We start from the raw sequence: 22,976 nt of genomic DNA, 5'->3' as shown, positions 1-22,976 counted from the left end.
CCGAGGGTGGATGAGTGGAGGGATGCCCGAAAACTCTGTTTCGAGCCGCTCAATGCTAACAGATGCGGCCTGGGCGGTCAGTCCACCGGCTGAAGAGTCTCAGCGGTCGCCGAGGATGCGACGGATTCTCTCGAGGCGCGCCGAGACGTCGCGCTCGGCGCCGAGGCTCTTCGGCTCGTAGTAGCGCCGTCCGTCGAGCTCGTCGGGCAGATACTGCTGCGGCAGGATGCCGACGTCGCTGTCGTGCGGATAGCGGTAGCCCTTGCCGTGCCCGAGGCGCTTCGCGCCGGCGTAGTGCGCGTCGCGCAGATGAATCGGGACGCGCCCGAAACCGCCTGCGCGCACATCCGCGATCGCCTGGTTGATCGCCACGTAGGCGGCGTTCGACTTGGCGGTCGTCGCCAGGTAGATGGTGGCCTCGGCGAGCGGGATGCGGCCTTCGGGCATCCCGATGAACGCCACGGCGTCCGCGGCCGCGTTGGCGATCGTCAGCGCCTGCGGGTCGGCGAGGCCGATGTCCTCCGCTGCGGAGATCACCAGACGCCGCGCGATGAAGCGCGGGTCCTCCCCCGCCTCGATCATGCGCGCCAGATAGTGCACCGCGGCGTCCGGATCGGAACCGCGGATCGACTTGATGAAGGCGCTGATCACGTCGTAGTGCTCATCGCCCTGACGGTCATAGCGCAGCAGCGCGCGGTCGACGGCCTGGGCGACGTCCTCGTCCGTGACCTCCGCCGGCGATCCGTCGTCCGCCCTGGATGAGGCCACCGCCGCCGCGGCCTCCAGACCGGTCAGCGCACGGCGGGCATCGCCGGAGGCGAGCCTGATCAGCGCCCCGCGAGCGTCGTCGGCGATGGTCACCGAGCCGGACAGACCTCTGGCATCTGTCACCGCACGATCGATCAGGACGCCGATGTCCTCGTCTGTGAGGGGCTTCAGCGTCAGGAGCAGCGATCGCGACAGCAGTGGCGAGATCACCGAGAAGGACGGATTCTCTGTGGTGGCTGCGATAAGGATGACCCAGCCGTTCTCGACGCCGGGCAGAAGCGCGTCCTGCTGGGCCTTGGTGAATCGATGGATCTCGTCGAGGAACAGGATCGTCGTCTGGCCGTACAGGTCGCGCTGCGTGATCGCCTCCTGCATCACCTCGCGCACGTCCTTGACCCCGGCGGTGATGGCCGAGAGCTCGACGAAGCGGCGACCCGAGGAGCGGGCGATCGCCTGTGCGAGCGTCGTCTTGCCCGTGCCGGGCGGACCCCAAAGGATGATCGAGACGGCACCGGGCGCACTCGCCTCCGGATCGGCCAGCGCCACGATCGGCGAGCCCGCGCGCAGCAGGTGCTGCTGCCCGGCGACCTCGCTCAGTGAGACCGGCCGCATGCGCACGGCAAGCGGCGTCTGTCCCGACATCAGGGAGGCGGCGGAGGTCATGAGTCCAGGCTACTGGCGCGACCGACATCGGGCCGCGTCCGCCGGTAGGCTCGCAGAGGCGGCGTTGCCGCGATCCAGGCTTGAGAGGAGCAACGATGGCGGTACGCGGTTCTCGCGGTGCGGCACAGCGCGCACGCACGGAAGCGGAGCGGGCGCGGTTGTACGCGGCCCGCACGGCCTGGTACGAGAAGCAGCTGCGCCGTCGACGCCGTGACACGGTCATCGCCGTCGTCGCCGGCGGGCTGATCGTCATCGGCGCCATCGTCAGCCAGACCGTCCTCGGACAGTCGACCGCCCCGGCGCCGGAGCCGAGCGTTCAGACGACGCCCACCCCGACGCTCACCGGCCTGCCGGTCGAGACTTCCGCGCCCGAGACCCCACAGACTCCGGTCGAGACTCCTGCGTCTGAGCCCACGCAGACTCCCGGCGAGTGAACTAGGCTGAGCAACGTCCTTTCCCACTCCCGCGGGACGTCCGCGCAAGGAGAACATCGTGTCTGACGACAACGCCGCCAAGCCCACCCCTCCCGTTCCCGGACCGCCCGTCCCCGCTCCGCCGCGCCGGCCGATGCCCGCCGCAGCTGCCGCGGCTCCTATTGTCGCGCCGGCGCCTGCGCCGATCGATTCGGATGCCGCGCAGTGGGGCCGTGTCACCGAAGACGGCACCGTCGAGGTCCGCGAGGGCGATTCCTGGCGTGCCGTTGGCCAGTATCCGGACGGCACCTCCGATGAGGCGCTCGCCTACTACGTCCGCAAGTACGACGATCTCGCTGTCAAGCTCGGCACACTTGAGACCCGCGCTCAGGGCGGCGGAGCGTCGGCATCCGACCTCAGCAAGCAGGCCACGCACCTGCTCGGCGAGGTCACGGACGCCGCGGCCGTCGGCGATCTCGCCGGTCTGCGCACCCGCGTCGAGTCGCTGCTGGAGTCGCTGTCCGAGGCGACGGCGAAGGAGGCCGAGGCCGCGAAGGAGGCGCTCGACGCCGCCATCGCCGAGCGCACTGCGATCGTCGAGAAGGCCGAGGCCATCGCCGCACGCGACCTGACGAAGGTGCAGTGGAAGCAGGTCACCGTCGAGATGACCGACCTGTTCGATGCTTGGCAGGCTCACCAGCAGACCGGACCTCGTCTGCCGAAGGGTGCCGCGCAGCAGCTCTGGAAGCGATTCCGGGATGCACGCTCGACGGTCGACAAGGCACGTCGTGCGTTCTTCTCCGACCTCGACGATGTGCATCGCGCCGCGCGCGATGTGAAATCGCGCCTGGTTGAGCGGGCCGAGGCCCTGGCACCGCGTGGTGTCGACGGCATTCCGGCATACCGCAGCCTGCTCGACGAGTGGAAGGCCGCCGGTCGTGCGGGTCGCAAGGCGGACGATGCGCTGTGGGCGAAGTTCAAGGCCGCAGGTGACGCCCTGTACGCGGCGCGTGCCGAGCAGGCCGCCGCTGAGGAGGCCGACTCGGCTCCGCGCATCGAAGAGCGCGAGGCGCTGCTGGTCGAGGCGAAGGCCGTCGCCGACGAATCGAACCTCAAGCGCGCCCGTGCCCTGCTGACCCGCATCCAGCGTCAGTGGGACGAAGTCGGACGCATCTTCCCGCGTGAGAAGGAGCGTGCGCTCGATGACCGCATGCGCTCCATCGAGCAGGCGCTGAAGTCGCGCGAAGAGGTCGACTGGAAGAAGAACAACCCCGAGACCAAGGCTCGCGCGAACGACATGAGCTCGCAGCTGGTCGAGGCCATCGAGAAGCTCGAAGCTGAACTCGCGGCGGCCGAGAAGTCCGGCGACAAGAAGGCAGTGAAGGACGCGACCGAGGCTCTGGCCGCTCGCCGCGCCTGGCTGAGCGCCCTCGGTTGATCAGTTCTGGGCTGATCAGTTCTGGGCTGATCAGTTCTGCGCTGATCTGCAGCCGGCTGCGTTATCCACAGTGTGAGCCGTGCCGCCCCATCCCGGGCGGGCACGGCTCACACTGTTAAGGGTGCATCCCGCCCTGTTCTACCGCCCTGGTGAGCGGCTCTCGCTCACCGAGCTCAGCGCCGCGAGGCTGGACGGGCACGTCATCGAGATCGGCGAGGGCTACATGCCCGCAGACACGGTCGAGAGCAGCGCTGACCGGGCGGTGAGCATCTCGATGCTGCTGTCGCCTCGCACAGCTGCCAGCGGAGCCACTGCCGCCTGGGTGCACGGCGCGGGCGATCTGCCGCCGAGCATCCACCACGTCACTCGGATCGGCCCGTCGCGACCGCGCACGAGGCCGTCGGTTCGCGTCGTCCATCATGACCGCACCCTCGCGTCCGAGGAGGTCCAGCTCATCGGCGGAGTGCCCGTCACCACGCCCGTCGTCACGGCGGTCACGCTGCTGTTCGATCTGGCCCGGCACGGCGGGGATGACCGCTGGCTGCGCGCGCTGCTGCTCGGGCGACCCGATCTCACCGAAGCGGTCCGCGCCCACGTCGCCAGCATCGAGCGGAGACCGGGCTGCCAGACGGCGAGGCGGATCCTTGCGGAGATGCTCGCCGATCAGGAGGTCGTGACGCGGTAGACGTCGTAGACCGCGTCGATCCGGCGGACCGCGTTCAGCACGCGGTCGAGGTGAACGGAGTCGCCCATCTCGAAGACGAACCGGCTCAGCGCGAGACGCTCATCGGTGGTGGTGACGGTCGCCGAGAGGATGTTCACATGGTGCTCGCTGAGCACGCGCGTGACATCCGACAGCAGCGCGGAGCGATCCAGCGCCTCGACCTGGATCTGCACGCGGAACACGCTCTTCGTGGTCGGCGCCCACTCGACGTCGACGAAACGCTCCGGGTCGGTGCCCAGCGCCTTCACGTTCACGCAGTCCTGGCGATGCACCGACACGCCGCTCCCCCGTGTGACGAAGCCCACGATGGCGTCGCCGGGCACGGGTGTGCAGCAGCGCGCCAGCTTGACGAGGATGTCGGCCGCGCCGCGGACGAGGATGCCCGAGTCGCCGGTGCGGGCCTCGCGGACCGGCACCTGACGACCTGGCAGATCGATCGCGCCGGTGCTGGTGTCCTGCTCGACGGCGACGAGCGCTGTGACCTTCTCGAGCACCGACTGCGGCGAGACATGTCCTTCGCCGACGGCGGCGTACAAGGCAGAGACGTCTTCATAGCGGAGCTGGTGGGCGACCTCGGTGAACGACTCCTGGCTCATCAGGCGCTGCAGTGGCAGGTTCTGCTTGCGCATCGCCCTGGCGATGGATTCCTTACCCTGTTCGACCGCCTCTTCGCGGCGCTCCTTCGTGAACCAGCCGCGGATCTTGTTGCGCGCCCTGGTGCTCTTGACGAAGGCCATCCAGTCCTGGCTGGGACTGGCATCCGGGTTCTTCGAGGTGAAGACCTCGACGACGTCACCGCTCTTCAGCACTGTCTCCAGCGGCACGAGCCTGCCGTTGACCTTCGCTCCCATCGTGCGGTGACCGATCTCGGTGTGCACGGCGTAGGCGAAGTCGACCGTCGTCGCCCCGGCGGGAAGGCCGATCACCCGCCCCTTCGGCGTGAAGACGTAGACCTCCTTCGCACCGATCTCGAAGCGCAGTGAGTCGAGGAACTCGCTCGGGTCGGCGGTTTCTGCCTGCCAGTCGGAGATGTGGGCCAGCCAGGCCATGTCGGTGTCGCTCGCGCGCACCTCGACCTTGCCGCCGTTCACCCGCTCCTTGTACATCCAGTGCGCGGCGACACCGAACTCCGCCTGCTGATGCATCTCGTGCGTGCGGATCTGGATCTCGACGGTGCGTCCTGACGGGCCGATCACGGTCGTGTGCAGCGACTGGTACAGGTTGAACTTGGGGGTCGCGATGTAATCCTTGAACCGTCCGGGCAGCGGGGTCCATCGTGCGTGGATGGCACCGAGCACCGCGTAGCAGTCGCGCACGGAGTTGACCAGGACGCGGATGCCGATGAGGTCGTAGATGTCATCGAACTCGCGCCCGCGCACGACCATCTTCTGGTAGACGGAGTACAGCTGCTTCGGCCGGCCGACGACCTTTCCTCGGATGCGCAGCTCGCGCAGGTCCTCATCGATCGACTCAATGACGTTCTGCAGGTACTTCTCGCGCTGCGGGGTGCGCTGCGCGATCAGACTGTTGATCTCTGCGTAGATCTTCGGGTGCAGCACCGCGAACGACAGATCCTCGAGCTCGGACTTGATCGTCTGGATGCCGAGTCGATGCGCGAGAGGCGCATAGATCTCGAGCGTCTCCCTGGCCTTCTTGCTGGCCTTCTCGGGAGGGACGAAACCCCACGTGCGGGCGTTGTGCAGCCGGTCGGCCAGCTTAATGAGCAGGACCCGGATGTCCTTCGACATCGCGACGATCATCTTGCGCACCGTCTCGGCCTGCGCGCTCTCGCCGTACTTCACCTTGTCGAGCTTCGTGACGCCGTCGACGAGCATCGCGACCTCGTCGCCGAACTCCTCGGTCAGCTCGGCCAGCGCGTAGCCGGTGTCCTCGACGGTGTCGTGCAGCAGCGCAGCGGCGATCGCGCGGGGCCCCAGGCCCAGCTCCGCGAGGATCTGCGCCACGGCGAGCGGATGAGTGATGTACGGCTCACCGCTCTGACGCAGCTGGCCCGCATGCTTGTCGCGCGCGACGCGATAGGCGCGCTCGATGATCGGCAGATCGCCGCGCGGATGGTTAGCGCGGACGGTTCGGATCAGGTTGTCGAGGTCATTGACCCGGGGAGCACGCGAGAAGATGCGCGGCACAAGCCGACGCAGGCTCGATCCCTGCGATGTGGCCTGAGAATCCGCCATCTGCTGCTCCCATCCCGATCAGATCATCCTACGCGGGGTCGGCAGGACGCCGACCCCGCTGAGAGGGTCAGGCGTTCGCCGCTGCGGCGCGCTCGCGCGCCTCATGGACCTTCGCGTCGTGCGCGATGATGGCCGGCTCCTTCTCGCGGAACAGCGAGTACAGCGGAGCGGCGACGAACAGCGTCGAGTACGTGGCGACGATGATGCCGACGAAGATCGACAGCGAGATGTCGGTCAGCGTCTCCGCACCCAGCCAGAACGCGCCGATGAACAGGATCGCGCCCACGGGCAGCGCTGCTACGACGGAGGTGTTGATGGACCGCACCAGGGTCTGGTTCACCGCCAGGTTGACGGACTCGCCGAACAGGCGGGTCGTCTGATTGGCGTCCTCCGTCGTGTTCTCGCGGACCTTGTCGAACACGACCGTGGTGTCGTACAGGGAGTACGCGAGGATCGTCAGGAACCCGATCACCGCCGCCGGCGAGATCTCGAATCCGGCGAGGGCGTAGACGCCGACCGTGATCACGAGCACGTCGAGCAGACCGATGATCGCGGCTGCAGACATCTTCCAGGTGCGGAAGTAGATCGCCAGGATCAGGAAGGTCAGGGCGAGGAAGATCGCCAGACCCCACAGCGACTGGCGCGTGACGTTCTCACCCCAGGCCGGCCCGATGAAGGAGTTGGTGATCTCGGTGGCGTCGACGCCGTAGGCATCCGCGAGTGCAGTGGTGACGAGCTGCGTGTCGGCTGCGCTCATCTGGTCGGTCTGCACGCGGATGTCGCGGTTGTTCACCACGACGACTTTGGTGGTCGCCTCGGGAACCACCGAGCGCACAGCATCCGTCGCCAGCGACTGGTCAGTCGACTGCGGCTCCTGAACCATGAACTGCGATCCACCGGTGAACTCGATCGAGAACTGGATCGGGCGGATCAGCGGCACCAGCGCCGAGGCGACGATGAGCGCGATCGCGATGATGAACCACAGGCGTCGCTTCGCGACGAACGGGAAGGAGGTCTTCCCCGAATAGAGCTTGTTGCCGAACTCATTCATGGAGAACATCAGGCGTCGGAGTCCTTTCCGGCATCCGAGGATCCCTGAGAAGCGAGAGCCTCGGCGCGTTTGCGCTCAGCGATGGTCTGGCGTTTCTCGGCCTCGCCTCGCGCTCCCTTGTTGCGGGCGGTGCGGCCGGTCGAGCCGACCTCCGCCTGCCGGTACCGCGCACGACCGCGGTAGACCGCGCCGAGAGACTCGGGGTCGAGTCCGGAGAGCTTGTGCCCGCCGCCGAAGAACCGCGTGCGCGCCAGCAGCTGCATCACCGGGTGCGTGAAGATGACGAAGATGAAGACGTCGATCAGCGTCGTGAGACCCAGCGTGAACGCGAAGCCCTTCACCGTGGCGTCCGCGAGGATGTACAGCACCACGGCCGCGAGGATGTTGATCGACTTCGAGATGTAGATCGTTCGCTTCGCGCGTCCCCAGCCGTCCTCGACGGCGCCGGTGATGGATTTGCCGTCTCGCAGCTCGTCTCGTATTCGCTCGAAGTAGACGATGAAGGAGTCGGCTGTGAACCCGATCGATACGATCAGGCCGGCCACACCTGCCAGCGAGAGGCGGAAGCCCATGCGCCACGCGAGGATGCAGATGATGATGTACGTCAGCACCCCCATCACGCCGATCGACGCGATGATGACCCAGCCCAGCGCCCGGTAGCTGATCAGAGAGTAGACCGCCACGAGGCCGAGACCGATGAGCCCGGCGATGAGACCGATCTGCAGCTGCTGCGAGCCCAGCGTCGCGGAGATGGTGTCGGAGCTCTCGACGGTGAAGCTGAGCGGGAGTGCACCGTAGCGGAGCTGGTCGGACAGGGCCTGCGAGCTCTCCTGCGTGAAGTTGCCCGAGATGCTCGGCTTGCCGTTGAGGATCGCGGCCTGCATCACCGGTGCCGAGATCACGACGCCGTCGAGCACGAACGCGAACTGGTCTCGCGGGGTGAGACCCGCGATGCGGTTGGCGTTGAGCCGCTGGCTGATGTCGCCGAAGACCTCGGTGCCGTGGCCGTCGAGCTCGAGGTTGACGGTCCACGCACCGGACTGCTGGTCGCGGCCGGCGGTGGCGTCGTCGATCGAAGTGCCGTCGAGCTCCATCGGTCCGAGCAGGTACTTGACCGAGCCGGTGGGGTCACAGGCGACGAGCGGCTCGTCCTCCGGGGCGTTGGTGCGGTCGTGCTCCGCCGTGCAGTCGTAGGACTGCAGAGTGGCGATCTGCTTCTCGGTCATCCACGCCGGGTCGCTGGCGTCGGTGGGCGCCGGGGTGGGAACCGCGTTCATGGTCTCGTTCGGCGTGGGGAACGGCGTGGTGCTGCCGTCCTCGCCGACGAACTCCGTCGCCGGGTCGGTCGCCGCGAGGACGACGCGGAACTCGAGCTTCGCACTCGCCTGGATGCGGTCGCGGGTCTCCTGATCGGCGACACCCGGGATCTGCACGACGATGTTGCGGCCGCCCTCGGTGGTGATGTCGGCCTCGGCCGTGCCGGAGGCGTCGACACGCTGGCGGATGATCGCCGCGGCCTGGTCGAGCTGCTCCTGGGTCGGGTCAGCGCCGTCGGGCGTCTGCGCGCTCAGGATGATCTGCGTGCCACCCTGCAGGTCGAGGGCGAGCTCAGGTGTCCATGAGCTCTCCTTGAACCCGTAGACGCCGAGGGCGTTGATGCCGAACAGCGCCGCCGTGACGAGAAGCAGGCCGAGGAGGACCCGCCACGCATGACGGGTCGGAGATGAGGATGCCACGTGGTTCCGCTTTCCGCGAGATACGCCCGGGGGCGTCAGTTGTCGTCGTTGCGCTCGAGACGAGCCTTCGTCTCCTCAGGCGTCTCGACCTGGATCGACTCGATGCCGTCGTCGGCCCCCTTGGCGGGGGTGACGTCGGGGTGCTCGTCGGCGACGACGTCCTCGACCGGTGCGTCCAGCGCCACAGCATCCGCAGCGTCCTCGTCGTGCGAGTCGACCGGCTCGGTCGGGTCGACCACGCGCAGAATCGCCTGGCTGTGAACCTCGATGACCGTGCCCGGAGCCAGCTCGATCTCAGCGGGCTTGTCGAGGTCGACCGGGTCGTAGGAGACGACGGTTCCGTAGAGCCCGCCCTGCAGCAGCACCTTGGCGCCGGGGATGGTCTTCGATGCCTTCTCCTCCTGCTGCTCCTTCATCTGCTTCTGGCGCTTGCGGGTGTTCAGGAACATGAACACGAGCATCACGGCGAGAAGTCCGAAGAGGATGATTTCCATGAGAGTTGAAGCCTTTCGAGGTGCACGCCGAACGCGGCGGTGCGTAGGGGATCTAGCCGGGAAGTCTTCAGCGATTATAGGTCATCGAACAATGCGACCCCGTCCGGGTGCGCGATGCCGAGGTGCGCGTAGGCCTCTGGCATCGCGATGCGCCCGCGTGGCGTTCGCCCGAGGAAGCCGATCCGCACGAGGTACGGCTCCACGACGCTCTCGACCGTCTCCCCCTCTTCGCCCACTGCGACGGCGAGGGTGCTGAGCCCAACCGGCCCGCCTCGAAACCTTCGCACCAGGGCATCCAGCACCGCGCGGTCGAGACGATCGAGGCCGATCGGATCGACGTCGTACAGCTCGAGGGCGGCGCGCACGTCGGCTATGGATGCGGACCCACTCCCGCTGCCGTGTACGAGCGCGTAGTCGCGCACGCGTCGCAGCAGCCGGTTCGCGATTCGCGGTGTGCCGCGCGAGCGGCGGGCGATCTCGGAGAGCGCGTCGTCGGGGAGGCGGACGCCGAGCACGCCTGCCGAGCGCCTGATGACCTGCTCGAGATCGCCGTCGTCGTAGAACTCCAGGTGTCCGGTGAATCCGAAGCGATCGCGCAGCGGGTTGGGCAGCAGGCCGGAGCGGGTGGTCGCGCCGACCAGCGTGAACGGAGCGAGGTCGAGCGGGATGCTGGTGGCGCCGGCGCCCTTGCCGACCATGATGTCGATGCGGAAGTCCTCCATCGCGAGGTACAGCATCTCTTCCGCGGAGCGGGCCATGCGGTGGATCTCGTCGATGAAGAGCACCTCGCCCGGGGTCAGGCTGGAAAGCAGTGCGGCGAGATCGCCGGCATGCTGGATCGCCGGACCGCTGGACAGCCGCAGCGGCCTGCCGCTCTCGTGCGCGACGATCATCGCCAGCGTCGTCTTGCCGAGACCCGGCGGGCCCGCGAGGAGGATGTGATCGGCCGTCCGCTCCTGGATGCGCGCCGCCTCCAGCAGCAGCTGCAGCTGACCGCGCACCTTCGGCTGCCCCACGAACTCGTCGAGACTCGCCGGGCGCAGCGCACCCTCGATCGCGAGCTCGGCCTCGTCCAGCGCCTCGCCGGCGTCGCGCGCCGGCTCAGCCACGCTTGGCTCCTGGGCCCATCGCTGCGAGAGTCCGGCGCAGCAGCGCCGGGACGGATTCACGCTCGGCGTCCGTGGCATCCTCCGCCGTCTGCGCGGCGGCTTCGGCTGCGATCTTCTCGGTCCAGCCGAGGCCCACCAGGGCGGCGGTCACCTGCTCGGTGACGTCCGTGCTCACCGCTCCCGCAGGGCTGGATGCCACGCGCGGCTGCACCTTGCCGGCGAGCTGCACGACGATGAGCTTCGCCGTCTTCGGTCCGATGCCCGAGACCCGACGGAACGGCGCGTCGTCTTCTGCCGTGACAGCTTCGGCGATCTGATCGACCGTGAGGTGGGACAGCACACCCAGCGCGGACTTCGGACCGACTCCGGTGACGCTGATCAGCTGACCGAAGATCTCCAGCTCGTCGGCATCGCCGAAGCCGTAGAGCGTCAGCGCGTCCTCGCGGACGATCAGACTGGTGTGCAGTCGCAGCTGCTCCCCCACCACCGCGGTGTGGCCGATGTCGGCCGGCACGAAGACCGAGAAGCCGACACCGCCGGTCTCGACGACGACCTGGCCGGATGCGGCATGCAGCACGGTGCCGCGCAGAGAGGAGATCATGTCTCCAGCCTATCGAGCAGGTCGTACATCTGTTCGAGCGACACGAGTCGAGCTGCGGGCGATGCGCTCGGCATCCGCCCAGGCGCGCTGCGCTGGCGTGAGAGCGGTGCCCGTGTCGCTCGCGGCGCCGCCCCGACGCCACGCATGACAGAGGGCGATAGCAAGGGCATCCGCTGCGTCAGCGGGCTGGGGAGGCGCGTCGAGCCGCAGGATGCGCGCGATCATCGACTGCACCTGGCGCTTGTCCGCCGAACCGTACCCGGTGACGGCGGCCTTCACCTCGCTGGGCGTGTGGGTCGCTGCCGGCAGTCCGGCCTCGGCCGCGACGAGCAGTGCGACGCCGGATGCCTGGGCGGTGCCCATCACCGTGTGCATGTTCTGCTGAGCGAACACGCGCTCCACCGCCACGGCAGCCGGGCCGTGTTCCTCGATCACCGCGCGGAGCCCCGCGGCGATGCCGGCCAGGCGCTCGGCGATGTCGGCATCCACCGGTGTTCGCACGACGCCGACGTGCACCAGCGTGGCGCGCCGCGCACGGTCGACGTCGACGATGCCGATGCCGCACCGGGTCAGCCCGGGATCGATGCCGAGCACGCGCAGAGGAGAACTCACTCCCCCAGGCTACGAGTCATGCTTCGACTCGGACCCGAGGCGCGCCCGCGCGGGCGCGAGGATCAGTCGTCGTCGCCGTCGTTCTCGAGCTCGGCCTGGACCTCTGCCGACAGATCGAAGTTGCTGAAGACGTTCTGCACGTCGTCGCTGTCCTCGAGCGCGTCGATCAGACGGAAGATCTTGCGCGCGGTGGCTGCATCGATCTCGACCTTGAGGTTCGGCACGAACTCGACGTCCGCCGATTCGTAGTCGATGCCTGCCTCCTGCAGGGCAGTGCGCACGTCTACCAGGTCGGTGGCCTCGGTGATGACCTCGAAGCCCTGGGAGTGCGGCTCGATCTCCTCCGCGCCGGCCTCGAGCGCCGCCATCATGACGTCGTCCTCGGTGGTTCCCTCGGAACCCACAACGATGACGCCCTTGCGGCTGAAGTTGTACGCGACCGAACCCGGGTCGGCCAGGGTGCCGCCGTTGCGGCTGAGCGCTGTGCGCACCTCCGCTGCCGCGCGGTTCTTGTTGTCGGTGAGGCACTCGATCATCAGCGCGACGCCGTTGGGGCCGTACCCCTCGTACATGATCGAGGCGTACTCGACGGCCTCACCGCCGATGCCGGCGCCGCGCTTGACGGCGCGATCGATGTTGTCCTTCGGCACCGACATCTTCTTGGCCTTGAAGACGGCGTCGTACAGGGTGGGGTTGCCGGCCAGGTCGGCGCCGCCGAGCTTGGCCGCGACCTCGATGTTCTTGATCAGCTTCGCCCACGACTTGGCACGGCGCGCGTCGATGACCGCCTTCTTGTGCTTGGTCGTCGCCCACTTGGAATGCCCGGACATATATCTCCGCTCGTCTCATCCGCCCGGAGTCGCCTCCAGGGCGTCGTCCAGTCTAACGAATCGCCGGGGCCGGCCCGCCATGACAGGTCAAGCGCATGCATCACAGCCTCTTGTCCCGAAGGGGGGCCAGTGCTTGACTGACCCCCATGGACGATCGGGAGCGGGCTCTCGACGCCGCGCACGACCTCGCGACGCGATTCCTGCATACTCTCGACGAGCGGCCCGTATGGCCGCGCGCCGACATCGATGAGATGCTCACCGCGTTCGGCGGCCCGCTGCCGGAGAGCGAGACGGACGCGGCAGCCGTCGTCGTCGAGATGGCCGAGCGGGCCGATCACGGGCTGGTGGCCATCGCCGGTGGACGCTTCTTCGGTTTCGTGATCGGTGCGACACATCCCGCGGCCCTCGCCGCGGACTGGCTGGTGTCGGCGTGGGATCAGAATTCCGGCTCGTCGCTGCTCACACCCGCCACGGTGGCGATGGAGCGCGTCGCCGGGCAGTGGATGCTGGAGCTGCTGGCGCTTCCGGCTTCAGCCAGCGTCGGATTCGTCACGGGCGGTCAGCTGGCGAACTTCACCTGTCTTGCCGCCGCGCGCAATGCCGTCTACGCCAGGGCCGGCTGGGATATCGCGGCTCGCGGGCTGCGCGGGGCACCAGCGCTGCGGCTCGTCGTCGGCGCAGACCGCCACGGCTCAGTGGACAGGGCCGCGCGATTTCTCGGCATCGGGCGGGACGAGATGCTGATCGTCGGCTCCGACGACCAGGGCCGGATGCGCCCCGAAGAACTCGAGGAGGCGCTCAGCGGTGATGGCGGTCCGCTGATCGTGTGCATGCAGGCCGGCGAAGTGCACACCGGCGCTTTCGACGATTTCGCGGCGCTGATCCCGCTCGCCCATGAACACGGCGCCTGGGTGCACGTCGATGGCGCGTTCGGGCTGTGGGCCGCTGCGTCGCCGGTGCTGCGGCGCCTGACCACGGGTATGGCGGATGCTGATTCATGGGCGACCGACGCGCACAAGACGCTCAACGTGCCGTACGACTGCGGGATGGCCATCGTCCGCGAACCGGCGGATTCGATCGCGATGTTCCGCACCGGCGGCGACTACCTCATCTACTCGGGGCTCGACCCTTGGGATACGACGCCCGAGCTGTCACGTCGGGCGCGGGGCGTGCCTGCGTGGGCCGCGCTGCGCGCGCTCGGTCGCGCGGGAGTCGCCGCCCTGATCGAACGGCTGCACGAGAACGCGCTGCTGTTCGCGGACGGTCTCTCGTCGATCGACGAGATCGAGATCCTGAACGATGTCGACTACACCCAGGTGATGTTCCGCCTCGCCTCGGATGAGCGGACGCGTCAACTGGGTGCGGCCATCCTCAGTGAGGGCACCGCGGCGGTCACAGGCGCCGAGTGGCGGGGAAGGGCCGCCCTGCGCTGCTCGATGTCATCGTGGGTGACCACCGCAAGTGACATCGACCGCACGGTCGACGCGATCCGCGGCCTGGTGCGCTCCTGACCACGGCGGGTGTCAGCCGCTGCGCCCGCCGACCCGGTCGAGGAAGCGCTGATGAAAACGCGTCTCCCCCGAGATCTCCGGGTGGAAGCTGATCCCCAGCAGGTTCCCCTGTTCCACGGCGACCACCCGTCCGTCATCCAGGGCGGCCAGAGCCGTGGCATCCGGTCCCACCGTCTCGACGACAGGGCCGCGGATGAACGTCGCTCGCACCGGCTCCGCGCCGAGCGCAGGGACGTCGAGGGATGCCTCGAACGACTCGACCTGGCGCCCGAAGGCGTTGCGGCGGACGACGACGTCGATGCCGCCGAACGTCTGCTGACCATCGATCGCGTCGGTGATGGTGTCGGCGAGCATGATCAGCCCCGCGCAGGTGCCGAGCATCGGCATGCCCTCGGCGATCGCGTCGCGGATCGGCGCGCGCAGCCCGAAGATGCGGGAGAGCTTGTCGATGACACTGGACTCTCCGCCGGGGATGACGAGGCCGTCGACGGCGGCGAACTGCTCGGGACGGCGGACGGGCACGACCTCCGCATCCAGTCGCTGCAGCAGGGCGACGTGCTCGCGCACATCGCCCTGCAGCGCGAGCACGCCGACGCGGCTTCGCGACATCCGCTGCTTACCAGCCGCGCTCGGCGAGGCGGTGAGGTGCGGGCAGGTCCGAGACGTTGATTCCGACCATCGCCTCGCCGAGTCCGCGCGAGACGTCCGCGATCACCTTGGGGTCGTCGTAGGCCGCGGTGGCCTGCACGATGGCCTTCGCACGGGCGGCGGGGTCACCCGACTTGAAGATGCCCGAGCCGACGAACACGCCGTCTGCGCCGAGCTGCATCATCATGGCGGCGTCCGCCGGGGTCGCGACGCCCCCGGCGACGAACAGCACGACTGGAAGCTCACCGGTCTCGGCGATCTCGGCGATCAGCTCGTATGGGGCCTGCAGCTCCTTGGCGGCGACGTACAGCTCGTCCTTCGACAGCGCGGCGAGAGCGGCGATCTCGCCGCGGATCTTGCGGATGTGCTTCATTGCCTCCGACACATCGCCGGTGCCGGCCTCACCCTTGGAACGGATCATGGCCGCCCCCTCGTTGATGCGGCGCAGCGCTTCGCCCAGGTTGGTCGCCCCGCACACGAACGGGACGGTGAACGGCCACTTGTCGATGTGGTTGACGTAGTCGGCGGGCGAGAGCACTTCGGACTCGTCGATGTAGTCGACGCCGAGCTCCTGGAGCACCTGCGCCTCGACGAAGTGGCCGATGCGGGCCTTCGCCATGACGGGGATCGACACCGACGAGATGATGCTGTCGATCATGTCCGGGTCGCTCATGCGCGAGACACCGCCCTGTGCGCGGATGTCGGCGGGAACGCGCTCGAGCGCCATGACGGCGACGGCTCCGGCGTCCTCTGCGATCCTCGCCTGCTCCGCCGTGACGACGTCCATGATGACGCCGCCCTTGAGCATCTCGGCGAGACCGCGCTTGACGCGCTGCGATCCGGTGGTCGGGTTCTGGTCGGATGCCATGGTCACTCCTCAATGTGACAAAGAATCATTTGGCCTATGTCAAAACATAGCACCTTAGACTCGTCGTGATGGACGTCAAGATCACCGGTACGACCGCCGCTGAGATCGCCGGCAGCGTGCGCGGGCTGCGCGAGCGCGGAGTGCTGCGCCCCGGCGATGCGCTGCCACCGGTGCGCGAGCTCGCCGGGCTCCTCGGCATCAACCGGAACACGGCCGTCGCGGCTTACCGCCAGTTGGCACAGGCCGGCCTCGTCGTATCCCGCGGACGCGCCGGCACGCTCATCGCCGGTGGCGACAGCGTCGCCCAGGAGGGCGTCGCCGACACCGTGCTGCACGACGTCGGATCCGGCAACCCCGACCCCCGGCTGATCCCCGACCCCACTGCAGCGCTCGGACGCATCGTCGGCCGGCCGGTGCTGTACGGCGAGCCGGTGATCGACGCCGGCCTCGAGGCGTGGACCCGCGAGTGGATGCACGGCGACCTCCCTCGGGACGACATGCGCATCTGCGTGACCAGCGGCGCGGTCGACGCCGTCGAACGGCTGCTCGCGCAGGCGCTGATGCGCGACGACGCCGTGGCGCTGGAGGATCCGTGCTTCCTCGCCAGCATCCACACCGTCCGTCTCGGCGGCTACCGGGCGGTGCCGGTGCCGGTGGACGACGAGGGAATGACGGTGGAGGGCCTGCGTGCCGCACTGAAGGCGGGCGTGCGAGCGATCATCAGCACACCGCGCGCGCAGAACCCCACCGGTGTCAGCCTGTCCCCCGCGCGCGCCTCAGCGCTGCGTGCGGAGCTCGCCGAGCATCCGTATGTGCTGATCATCGAGGACGACCACTTCTCGCTGCTGTCCAGCCATGCGTACGCATCGCTGATCGGGCCCGAGCATCGCCGATTCGCGCTGGTCCGCTCGGTCTCGAAGTTCCTCGGTCCGGACATGTGCCTCGCGCTCACCGCGACTGATCCGACGACCGCCGAGCGCCTGGCGATGCGGCTGAGCCCCGGCACCACGTGGGTCAGCCACCTGCTGCAGCGGCTCGCGCACGCGCAGCTGACCGACGGCGGCGTCCGCACGCAGATCAGTGCGGCGGCCGCACACTACGCCGGGAAGAACGCGGCCTTCGCCGCCGCCCTTGCCGTTCGGGGCATCACGACCACGTCGACTGACGGGCTGAGCCTGTGGGTGCGGCTGAGCATCCCCGCACGGGTCGCGACCGACAGGCTGATGCGTCGCGGCTGGCTGGCGCGGCCCGGCGATGAGTTCCGTCTCGATGAGGCCGCGCCGCCCTCGCACCACCTGCGGCTCACCGTGCACGATCTGTCGGATGACGACGCCGAGCGGCTGATCGACGACATCGCGGCCGCTCAGCGGTGACAGGGCTCGACCTCTGCGGGTGAGAGGATAGCGGGATGAAGATCCTCTCGATCCAATCGGCCGTGGCGTACGGCCACGTCGGCAACTCGGCCGCCGTCTTCCCGCTGCAGCGTCTCGGCGTCGACGTGCTGCCGGTGTACACGGTGAACTTCTCGAACCACACCGGCTACGGCGCGTGGCGCGGGCCGATGATCGAGCCGAACGACGTCCGAGAGGTCATCACCGGCATCGAGGATCGCGGCGTGATGTCGCAGATCGACGCCGTGCTCAGCGGATACCAGGGCGGCGAAGGCATCGGCGACGTGATCATCGACGCTGTCGCGCGGGTGAAGGCAGAGAACCCGGATGCGGTCTACGCGTGCGATCCGGTGATGGGCAACGCCAAGTCGGGCTGCTTCGTCGCGCCGGCGATCCCGGACCTGCTGCGCGACAAGGTGGTTCCGGTGGCCGACATCATCACGCCGAACCAGTTCGAGTTGGGTTACCTGACCGGCACGGAGCCGGACACGCTCGAGTCCACGCTGACCTCGGTCGATGCGGCCACGGCGATGGGTCCGTCGACGGTGCTGGTGACCTCGGTCGAGCGGCCCGATCGCGTAGAGGGCACGATCGAGATGCTCGCAGCCGACGCGAAGGGCGCCTGGCTGGTCACCACTCCGCACCTGCCGATGAAGGCGAACGGATCGGGGGATGTGACCGCGGCGCTCTTCACGGCGCACTACGTCGCCACCGGTGATGCGAAGATCGCGCTGGAGCGCACCGTCTCGAGTGTCTTCGATCTGCTTCAGCTGACGCTGGAGGCCGACGATCGCGAACTCCAGTTGATCCAGGCGCAGGAGTCCTACGCGAACCCGCGCATGCAGTTCAGCGCCCGCCAGGTCCGGTAGAGGTCCTCAGGCGGGCCAAGCACGCGCGACGGCTTCGCGCACCTCGCCGAGCAGCTGCGGGAGTGCCTTCGTCTTCGCGATGATCGGGAAGAAATTGGCATCCGACGACCATCTCGGCACGATGTGCTGGTGCAGATGCGCGTCGACTCCGGCGCCGGCGACGGCGCCCTGGTTCATGCCAAGGTTGAAGCCGTCACAGCGCGAGACCTCGCGCAGGACGCGCATCCCCGTCTGGGTCAGCGCGCCGATCTCGGCGACCTCCTCAGACGTCGCCTGATCGTAGGTCGCGATGTGACGGTACGGGCAGACGAGCAGATGACCCGAATTGTACGGGAAGAGGTTCAGCAGCACGTAGGCGGTCTCGCCGCGCGCGACGATCAGCCGCTCCGCGTCATCATGCTTCGGAGCTTCGCAGAACGGGCACTCCTCGCGCAGCGGCTCCGGGCCCGCCTGGATGTACGCCATCCGGTGCGGAGTCCACAGCCGCTGGAACTCATCAGGGACGCCGGCCAGATGACCGCCGTCCTCCGGAGGGATCCCTGAGCCGGGGTCCGTCATGCGAGATCCTCGGCGGTCATCACCCGCGCGTGGCTCGAGACGGCAGTCCGGATGCGCTCGATCGCCGTCGCGATCGGCACGCCGTTCTCCTGCGATCCGTCGCGGAAGCGGAACGACACGGTGCCCGCCTCTCGATCCTGCGCCCCCGCAATCAGGATCAGCGGCACCTTGGCGGTGGTGTGGTTGCGGATCTTCTTCTGCATCCGGTCGTCGGAGTGGTCGACCTCGGCTCGGATGCCCGCGGCGCGCAGTTGAGCGATGACGTCGTCCAGGTACGGGGCGAAGTCATCCGCGACCGGCACGCCGACCACCTGAGCGGGGGCGAGCCACAGCGGGAAGTCTCCGGCGTAGTGCTCGAGCAGGATGGCGAAGAACCGCTCCACCGAGCCGAGCAGCGCGCGGTGGATCATCACCGGGCGGTGCTTGTGCCCGTCAGGACCGGTGTACTCCAGCGCGAAGCGCTCGGGCTGATTGAAGTCGAGCTGAATGGTCGACATCTGCCAGGTGCGGCCGATGGCGTCGCGTGCCTGCACCGAGATCTTCGGGCCGTAGAACGCGGCTCCGCCCGAGTCGTCGACGAGCTCGAGGCCGGACTCGACCGCGACCTCGCGCAGCGTGTCGATCGCGGTGCGCCACTGCTCGGGCTCGCCGAGGAACTTGTCGTTGCCCTCTTCGTTGGTGGACAGCTCGAGGTAGAAGTCGTTCAGCCCGTAGTCGCGCAGCAGCTCCAGCACGAGGTTGAGGTTGGTGGTGAGCTCTTCACGCACCTGATCCTGGGTGACATAGATGTGGGCGTCGTCCTGGGTCAGTCCGCGCACGCGGGTCAGACCCGAGAGCGTGCCGCTCTTCTCGTAGCGGTAGACGGTGCCGAACTCCGCCAGGCGCAGCGGCAGCTCGCGGTAGCTGCGCCCGCGTGAGCGGAAGATCAGGTTGTGGAAGGGGCAGTTCATGGGCTTCAGGTAGTAGTCCTGACCCTGACGGGTGATGTTGCCCTCGTCGTCGACGACCTCGTCGAGGTGCATCGGGGGGAACATGCCGTCGGCGTAGGTCTGCAGGTGACCGGAGGTCTGGAACAGATCCTTCTTGGTGATGTGCGGGGAGTTGACCACGTCGTAGCCGTTGCGCAGCAGATGCCGGCGCAGATTTTCCTCGATCTCGTAGCGGATGATGCCGCCCTTGGGGTGGAACACCGCAAGACCCGAGCCGATCTCGTCGGGGAAGGAGAACAGGTCCATCTCGACGCCGAGCTTGCGGTGATCGCGGCGCTCCGCCTCGGCGAGGCGCTCCTGGTGTGCGCGCAGCTCGTCCTTCGTCGGCCAGGCGGTGCCGTAGATGCGCTGCAGCTGGGGGTTCTTCTCGCTGCCGCGCCAGTAGGCGGCGGCGACGCGAGTGAGGTCCCAGCCGTTGCCGATCATGCGCGTGCCCGGGACGTGCGGGCCGCGGCAGAGGTCCTTCCAGGCGACCTCGCCGTCCTTGGTGACGTTGTCGTAGATCGTCAGCTCGCCGGCGCCGATCTCGACAGACGCTCCTTCGGCGGCGTCGGCGCCGGAGCCAGGACCGCCGGCGAGGTCGATGAGCTCGAGCTTGAACGGCTCGTGGGCGAGCTCTGCGCGCGCCTCTTCCTCAGTGACGACGCGGCGGGTGAAGCGCTGGCCCTCGCGGATGATGCGCTGCATCTCCTTCGAGATGGCCTTGAGGTCCTCAGGGGTGAAGGGCTCGTCGACGCCGAAGTCGTAGTAGAAGCCGTCGGTGATGGGCGGGCCGATGCCGAGGTTCGACTGCGGACGGATGCGCTGCACCGCCTGAGCGAGCACGTGCGCCGTCGAGTGGCGCAGGATGTCGAGACCGACGGGGCTGTCGATGGTGACCGGCTCGGTGGTCTGCGTGTCGGTCACCTCGGTGGCGAGGTCCTTGAGCTCACCGTCGACGCGCAGGGCGATGACGTTCCGGTCGGGGTACAGGTCGAATCCAGTGGTCACCCGACCATCCTAGTTGCGAGCAGAACCCATCCACTGCTTCGAGCCCAGAACCCCGGCACTCTCGAGCAAACGCAAAAACCCCGGCGGAACCGGGGTTTTCGTCTGTGCGCGATACTGGGATCGAACCAGTGACCTCTTCCGTGTCAGGGAAGCGCGCTACCGCTGCGCCAATCGCGCCTGTGAAGGCTCTTCAGTTGTGCTGAGAGGTGGCGACGGGATTCGAACCCGTGTAAACGGCTTTGCAGGCCGGTGCCTAGCCGCTCGGCCACGCCACCAGGAGGTGGATTCGAACCCACATGCCGAAACCCCCGAAGGGGATCCTGCACTCGAGCGGATGACGAGACTCGAACTCGCGACCCTCACCTTGGCAAGGTGATGCGCTACCAACTGCGCTACATCCGCATTTCGTTCCCGGTGTCCCGGGCACTTGAAATACATTAGCCCAGGTTCAGCGCATCACCAAACCGCATCACGCAGTCGGGCGTGTCATTCCGAGCCGACCCCGAACGCCACGCCCGAGGGACGACGCGGTGCAGGTGGGGCGCATTCGATCGGGTATGCTTTCTACCTGTGCCGGAGTGCACGAGATAACTGCACATGGGCGATTGGCGCAGTTGGTAGCGCGCTTCCTTCACACGGAAGAGGTCGTCGGTTCGAGTCCGGCATCGCCCACCGATGTGCCCCGCCGTTCACTGAGTGAACGACGGGGCATTCTCGTTGACGGAGCGTGCGTCTGGATGATCAGGCGCGTGCCTCCCTGAGCTCTGCCGATGCAGGCTGCGGCTGGGAGAAGATCACGACGAGGATCACCGCCGCCCCGACGACGACGTGGGGCAGCCAGACGTTGAGCGCCTCACCGGCGAATCCGAAGATCCACGGCGACAGCGCCAGGAACAGGCTGGCGACAACGTCGAACGCCAGGTGCACCGGCATCGGGATCAAGCCGAACGGACCCCACTCGTACTTGGTGAACAGGCTGTAGACGATCAGCCCGACGCCGAGGACGATCGGGATCACCACGGCGGCACCGCCTACCGATGCGAATCCGAACAGCCACGGCGCTGCGATCAGCGCCGCTCCGACGACGTAGTCGAGGATGCCGTGGACCTTCGTGGGGATGAAACGCATGATTCCTCCTTGGATCTCACCGCGGGATGCGGTTCACTACGGATTCGTCGCACTCCCCCGATCGGATTGGGTGCATCCGTCGCTCGGATCTTCATCCACAGATCCAGGTGCGGTCGGTATCATTTATTGGTTGTCTTGCCGACCCTGCGAGAGCAAACGAGGAGCCACCTGTGATCGATCACGACGAAGTGAATGGCGACTGGGAGTTCGATCCCGCGCACACCCGCATCGGCTTCTCTGCGAAGCACGCGATGGTCACGACCGTCCGTGGCGCCTTCAACAACGTCACCGGTCACCTGCACGTCGACACCGAGCATCCGGAGAACTCCTGGGCGAAGGTGACCATGGACGTCACCAGCGTCGACACGCGAAACGCTCAGCGCGACGAGCACCTGCGCAGTTCCGACTTCTTCGAGGCCGACAAGTGGCCCGAGATCACGTTCGTGAGCACGCACATCGAAGAGGTCGACGACCGCGCCTTCAGCGTCACGGGCGAGCTCACCATCCGCGATGTCACGCGCCAGGTCATGATCCCGCTCGCGCTGACCGGCATCGAGACCGGTGCCTACGGTGAACTCCGCGCCGGATTCGAGGGCAGCCGCCGCCTGAACCGCCGCGACTTCGGCCTGGAATGGAACACACCGCTGGATTCCGGCGGCGTGCTCGTCTCTGAGAAGATCACGCTGGAGTTCGAGATCTCGGCCGTCAAGTCCGTGCCTGCCGAAGAGCCCGACGAGCCCGACGACGACAGCCCTGACAGCTCCGAAGACGACGACTGAGCGCTACTCCCGTGCCCAGCCGTACCGCTTGATCAGCGCTTCGGCCACTCTGCCGTAGCGACGCGCGTCCAGCACCGCCGCCTCGCGCCGCATGCCCTTGTGGTGCACGCTGTACAGCTGCTCGATATCGACCCAGGACTCTCTGCCCTGAGAATCCCAGCCGCCCGACCCGATAGACAGATAGTCGCGGTCGCCGTCGTGCGGCCTGCTCGTCATGCGCACGGCGTACACGCGCTCCAGGCCATGCCGGCCGATCACCAGCACCGGCCGATCCTTGCCTCGCCCGTCGTTCTCCTCGTACGGCACCCACGTCCAGATGACCTCGCCGGAGTCCGGCACATCGTTGCGTGACGGCGAGTAGCCCACGGCCACATCCCGGATGCGCTCGGGGTTCACCTGCACGGTCTCGGAACCGGGCATCCGCCCTGCTTCGGCGTCCTCGCCACTGCGGACCGCACCTCTGCGAACCCGGCCCTCCGGGCGCAGCCTCGCGTCCGGCCGCCCCTGCAGGTCCTGCCGCTTGGGTCTCTGCGTCGCCAGCATCCGAGTGAGGACGCCGGTGAGGGCGGACAGCATCTTCTTCGTCGAACTCACCTGCCCACCCTATCCAG

The 22,976-nt window shown here is 67.8% G+C and carries 22 protein-coding genes and 4 tRNA genes; 8 read left to right on the top strand and 18 right to left on the bottom strand.

The window, feature by feature from the left end:
- Positions 1 to 99: 99 nt before the first annotated feature.
- Positions 100 to 1,431 carry a replication-associated recombination protein A gene (locus tag ACQUSX_RS02005; protein WP_428905299.1) on the bottom strand — a complete coding sequence of 444 codons (1,332 nt, stop codon included), beginning with the start codon at positions 1,429 to 1,431 and terminating at the stop codon, positions 100 to 102.
- Between the two features lie 95 nt (positions 1,432 to 1,526).
- On the opposite strand from ACQUSX_RS02005, the gene ACQUSX_RS02000 reads away from it, so the two are divergent.
- The 3 genes from ACQUSX_RS02000 to ACQUSX_RS01990 all read left to right on the top strand — a co-directional run bounded on the left by ACQUSX_RS02000 (position 1,527) and on the right by ACQUSX_RS01990 (position 3,967).
- Complete coding sequence (locus tag ACQUSX_RS02000) at positions 1,527 to 1,865, top strand: hypothetical protein (protein ID WP_428905298.1); 339 nt, start codon at positions 1,527 to 1,529, stop codon at positions 1,863 to 1,865.
- Between the two features lie 133 nt (positions 1,866 to 1,998).
- Positions 1,999 to 3,282, top strand: coding sequence for a DUF349 domain-containing protein (locus ACQUSX_RS01995; protein WP_428907569.1), 1,284 nt, complete (start codon positions 1,999 to 2,001; stop codon positions 3,280 to 3,282).
- Between the two features lie 121 nt (positions 3,283 to 3,403).
- Positions 3,404 to 3,967, top strand: coding sequence for a type IV toxin-antitoxin system AbiEi family antitoxin (locus tag ACQUSX_RS01990; RefSeq protein WP_428905297.1), 564 nt, complete (start codon positions 3,404 to 3,406; stop codon positions 3,965 to 3,967).
- On the opposite strand, the gene ACQUSX_RS01985 is transcribed toward ACQUSX_RS01990, so the two are convergent.
- The 8 genes from ACQUSX_RS01985 to ACQUSX_RS01950 all read right to left on the bottom strand — a co-directional run bounded on the left by ACQUSX_RS01985 (position 3,946) and on the right by ACQUSX_RS01950 (position 12,634).
- Positions 3,946 to 6,201, bottom strand: a complete 2,256-nt coding sequence (locus ACQUSX_RS01985) for a RelA/SpoT family protein (protein WP_428905296.1) — start codon at positions 6,199 to 6,201, stop codon at positions 3,946 to 3,948. The two genes, ACQUSX_RS01990 and ACQUSX_RS01985, sit on opposite strands and share 22 nt — an antisense overlap.
- Positions 6,202 to 6,268: 67 nt before the next feature.
- Positions 6,269 to 7,261, bottom strand: coding sequence for a protein translocase subunit SecF (gene secF / locus ACQUSX_RS01980; protein ID WP_428905295.1), 993 nt, complete (start codon positions 7,259 to 7,261; stop codon positions 6,269 to 6,271).
- Positions 7,261 to 8,988, bottom strand: coding sequence for a protein translocase subunit SecD (gene secD, locus ACQUSX_RS01975; RefSeq protein ID WP_428905294.1), 1,728 nt, complete (start codon positions 8,986 to 8,988; stop codon positions 7,261 to 7,263). Before secD ends, secF begins: the two co-directional genes overlap by 1 nt.
- Positions 8,989 to 9,023: 35 nt before the next feature.
- The gene (gene yajC / locus ACQUSX_RS01970) at positions 9,024 to 9,482 is read right to left on the bottom strand and encodes a preprotein translocase subunit YajC (RefSeq protein ID WP_428905293.1); all 459 of its coding nucleotides are present in this window, start codon (positions 9,480 to 9,482) and stop codon (positions 9,024 to 9,026) included.
- 74 nt (positions 9,483 to 9,556) lie between these two features.
- Complete coding sequence (gene ruvB, locus ACQUSX_RS01965) at positions 9,557 to 10,591, bottom strand: Holliday junction branch migration DNA helicase RuvB (protein WP_428905292.1); 1,035 nt, start codon at positions 10,589 to 10,591, stop codon at positions 9,557 to 9,559.
- On the bottom strand, positions 10,584 to 11,192 hold the full coding sequence (gene ruvA, locus ACQUSX_RS01960; RefSeq protein ID WP_428905291.1) for a Holliday junction branch migration protein RuvA: 609 nt from the start codon (positions 11,190 to 11,192) through the stop codon (positions 10,584 to 10,586). The genes ruvB and ruvA overlap by 8 nt, the downstream gene beginning before the upstream one ends.
- A 9-nt stretch (positions 11,193 to 11,201) precedes the next feature.
- A complete protein-coding gene (gene ruvC / locus ACQUSX_RS01955) occupies positions 11,202 to 11,804 on the bottom strand; it encodes a crossover junction endodeoxyribonuclease RuvC (RefSeq protein ID WP_428905290.1) in 603 nt (200 codons plus the stop codon).
- Positions 11,805 to 11,866: 62 nt separating this feature from the next.
- Entirely contained in the window at positions 11,867 to 12,634 is a 768-nt protein-coding gene (locus ACQUSX_RS01950) for a YebC/PmpR family DNA-binding transcriptional regulator (protein WP_428905289.1), read from the bottom strand.
- 146 nt (positions 12,635 to 12,780) lie between these two features.
- Between ACQUSX_RS01950 and ACQUSX_RS01945 the strand changes: the two genes are divergently transcribed.
- Positions 12,781 to 14,145, top strand: coding sequence for a pyridoxal phosphate-dependent decarboxylase family protein (locus ACQUSX_RS01945; protein ID WP_428905288.1), 1,365 nt, complete (start codon positions 12,781 to 12,783; stop codon positions 14,143 to 14,145).
- Between the two features lie 12 nt (positions 14,146 to 14,157).
- On the opposite strand, the gene pdxT is transcribed toward ACQUSX_RS01945, so the two are convergent.
- Both pdxT and pdxS read right to left on the bottom strand, forming a co-directional pair.
- Entirely contained in the window at positions 14,158 to 14,754 is a 597-nt protein-coding gene (gene pdxT, locus ACQUSX_RS01940; protein ID WP_428905287.1) for a pyridoxal 5'-phosphate synthase glutaminase subunit PdxT, read from the bottom strand.
- A 7-nt stretch (positions 14,755 to 14,761) separates the two neighbouring features.
- Positions 14,762 to 15,661 (bottom strand): pyridoxal 5'-phosphate synthase lyase subunit PdxS, encoded by a 900-nt coding sequence (pdxS, locus tag ACQUSX_RS01935; RefSeq protein WP_428905286.1) that lies wholly within the window; start codon positions 15,659 to 15,661, stop codon positions 14,762 to 14,764.
- A 68-nt stretch (positions 15,662 to 15,729) separates the two neighbouring features.
- Here pdxS and ACQUSX_RS01930 point away from each other — a divergent pair, with 68 nt between their 5' ends.
- Positions 15,730 to 17,034, top strand: coding sequence for an aminotransferase class I/II-fold pyridoxal phosphate-dependent enzyme (locus ACQUSX_RS01930; RefSeq protein ID WP_428905285.1), 1,305 nt, complete (start codon positions 15,730 to 15,732; stop codon positions 17,032 to 17,034).
- Between the two features lie 35 nt (positions 17,035 to 17,069).
- Positions 17,070 to 17,921 (top strand): pyridoxal kinase PdxY, encoded by an 852-nt coding sequence (pdxY, locus tag ACQUSX_RS01925; protein WP_428905284.1) that lies wholly within the window; start codon positions 17,070 to 17,072, stop codon positions 17,919 to 17,921.
- 6 nt (positions 17,922 to 17,927) lie between these two features.
- Here pdxY and ACQUSX_RS01920 read toward each other — a convergent pair whose 3' ends face one another.
- From ACQUSX_RS01920 to ACQUSX_RS01900, 5 genes are all read right to left on the bottom strand, one after another.
- Positions 17,928 to 18,479 (bottom strand): HIT family protein, encoded by a 552-nt coding sequence (locus ACQUSX_RS01920; protein WP_428905283.1) that lies wholly within the window; start codon positions 18,477 to 18,479, stop codon positions 17,928 to 17,930.
- Complete coding sequence (gene thrS, locus ACQUSX_RS01915) at positions 18,476 to 20,458, bottom strand: threonine--tRNA ligase (protein ID WP_428905282.1); 1,983 nt, start codon at positions 20,456 to 20,458, stop codon at positions 18,476 to 18,478. Before thrS ends, ACQUSX_RS01920 begins: the two co-directional genes overlap by 4 nt.
- Before the next feature lie 105 nt (positions 20,459 to 20,563).
- Positions 20,564 to 20,635: transfer RNA gene (locus ACQUSX_RS01910), tRNA-Val, on the bottom strand.
- 27 nt (positions 20,636 to 20,662) lie between these two features.
- Positions 20,663 to 20,733 (bottom strand) — tRNA-Cys (locus ACQUSX_RS01905).
- A 54-nt stretch (positions 20,734 to 20,787) separates the two neighbouring features.
- Positions 20,788 to 20,860 (bottom strand) — tRNA-Gly (locus ACQUSX_RS01900).
- A 197-nt stretch (positions 20,861 to 21,057) separates the two neighbouring features.
- On the opposite strand from ACQUSX_RS01900, the gene ACQUSX_RS01895 reads away from it, so the two are divergent.
- Positions 21,058 to 21,130: transfer RNA gene (locus ACQUSX_RS01895), tRNA-Val, on the top strand.
- A 69-nt stretch (positions 21,131 to 21,199) separates the two neighbouring features.
- Here the strand turns inward: ACQUSX_RS01895 and ACQUSX_RS01890 are convergent.
- Complete coding sequence (locus tag ACQUSX_RS01890) at positions 21,200 to 21,586, bottom strand: SPW repeat domain-containing protein (protein WP_428905281.1); 387 nt, start codon at positions 21,584 to 21,586, stop codon at positions 21,200 to 21,202.
- 170 nt (positions 21,587 to 21,756) lie between these two features.
- On the opposite strand from ACQUSX_RS01890, the gene ACQUSX_RS01885 reads away from it, so the two are divergent.
- Positions 21,757 to 22,365 (top strand): YceI family protein, encoded by a 609-nt coding sequence (locus ACQUSX_RS01885; RefSeq protein WP_428905280.1) that lies wholly within the window; start codon positions 21,757 to 21,759, stop codon positions 22,363 to 22,365.
- Between the two features lie 3 nt (positions 22,366 to 22,368).
- On the opposite strand, the gene ACQUSX_RS01880 is transcribed toward ACQUSX_RS01885, so the two are convergent.
- Entirely contained in the window at positions 22,369 to 22,959 is a 591-nt protein-coding gene (locus ACQUSX_RS01880; protein WP_428905279.1) for a type II toxin-antitoxin system PemK/MazF family toxin, read from the bottom strand.
- Positions 22,960 to 22,976 lie beyond the last annotated feature (17 nt).

Origin of the sequence: Microbacterium alcoholitolerans, assembly GCF_050408615.1 — a bacterium.
Classification (GTDB): Bacteria; Actinomycetota; Actinomycetes; order Actinomycetales; family Microbacteriaceae; genus Microbacterium.
This window is presented reverse-complemented; position numbering and strand designations above follow the sequence as displayed.

What these genes read in the sequence shown, in the direction of transcription:
- secF (WP_428905295.1), bottom strand. Translation starts at nt 7,261, where the DNA reads ATGTTCTCCATGAATGAGTTCGGCAACAAGCTCTATTCGGGGAAGACC.
- ACQUSX_RS01920 (WP_428905283.1), bottom strand. Translation starts at nt 18,479, where the DNA reads ATGACGGACCCCGGCTCAGGGATCCCTCCGGAGGACGGCGGTCATCTG.
- pdxY (WP_428905284.1), top strand. Translation starts at nt 17,070, where the DNA reads ATGAAGATCCTCTCGATCCAATCGGCCGTGGCGTACGGCCACGTCGGC.
- yajC (WP_428905293.1), bottom strand. Translation starts at nt 9,482, where the DNA reads ATGGAAATCATCCTCTTCGGACTTCTCGCCGTGATGCTCGTGTTCATG.
- ACQUSX_RS02000 (WP_428905298.1), top strand. Translation starts at nt 1,527, where the DNA reads ATGGCGGTACGCGGTTCTCGCGGTGCGGCACAGCGCGCACGCACGGAA.
- ACQUSX_RS01985 (WP_428905296.1), bottom strand. Translation starts at nt 6,201, where the DNA reads ATGGCGGATTCTCAGGCCACATCGCAGGGATCGAGCCTGCGTCGGCTT.
- ACQUSX_RS01950 (WP_428905289.1), bottom strand. Translation starts at nt 12,634, where the DNA reads ATGTCCGGGCATTCCAAGTGGGCGACGACCAAGCACAAGAAGGCGGTC.
- ruvA (WP_428905291.1), bottom strand. Translation starts at nt 11,192, where the DNA reads ATGATCTCCTCTCTGCGCGGCACCGTGCTGCATGCCGCATCCGGCCAG.
- ACQUSX_RS01945 (WP_428905288.1), top strand. Translation starts at nt 12,781, where the DNA reads ATGGACGATCGGGAGCGGGCTCTCGACGCCGCGCACGACCTCGCGACG.
- ACQUSX_RS01890 (WP_428905281.1), bottom strand. Translation starts at nt 21,586, where the DNA reads ATGCGTTTCATCCCCACGAAGGTCCACGGCATCCTCGACTACGTCGTC.
- pdxS (WP_428905286.1), bottom strand. Translation starts at nt 15,661, where the DNA reads ATGGCATCCGACCAGAACCCGACCACCGGATCGCAGCGCGTCAAGCGC.
- ACQUSX_RS02005 (WP_428905299.1), bottom strand. Translation starts at nt 1,431, where the DNA reads ATGACCTCCGCCGCCTCCCTGATGTCGGGACAGACGCCGCTTGCCGTG.
- pdxT (WP_428905287.1), bottom strand. Translation starts at nt 14,754, where the DNA reads ATGTCGCGAAGCCGCGTCGGCGTGCTCGCGCTGCAGGGCGATGTGCGC.
- ACQUSX_RS01995 (WP_428907569.1), top strand. Translation starts at nt 1,999, where the DNA reads ATGCCCGCCGCAGCTGCCGCGGCTCCTATTGTCGCGCCGGCGCCTGCG.
- ACQUSX_RS01930 (WP_428905285.1), top strand. Translation starts at nt 15,730, where the DNA reads ATGGACGTCAAGATCACCGGTACGACCGCCGCTGAGATCGCCGGCAGC.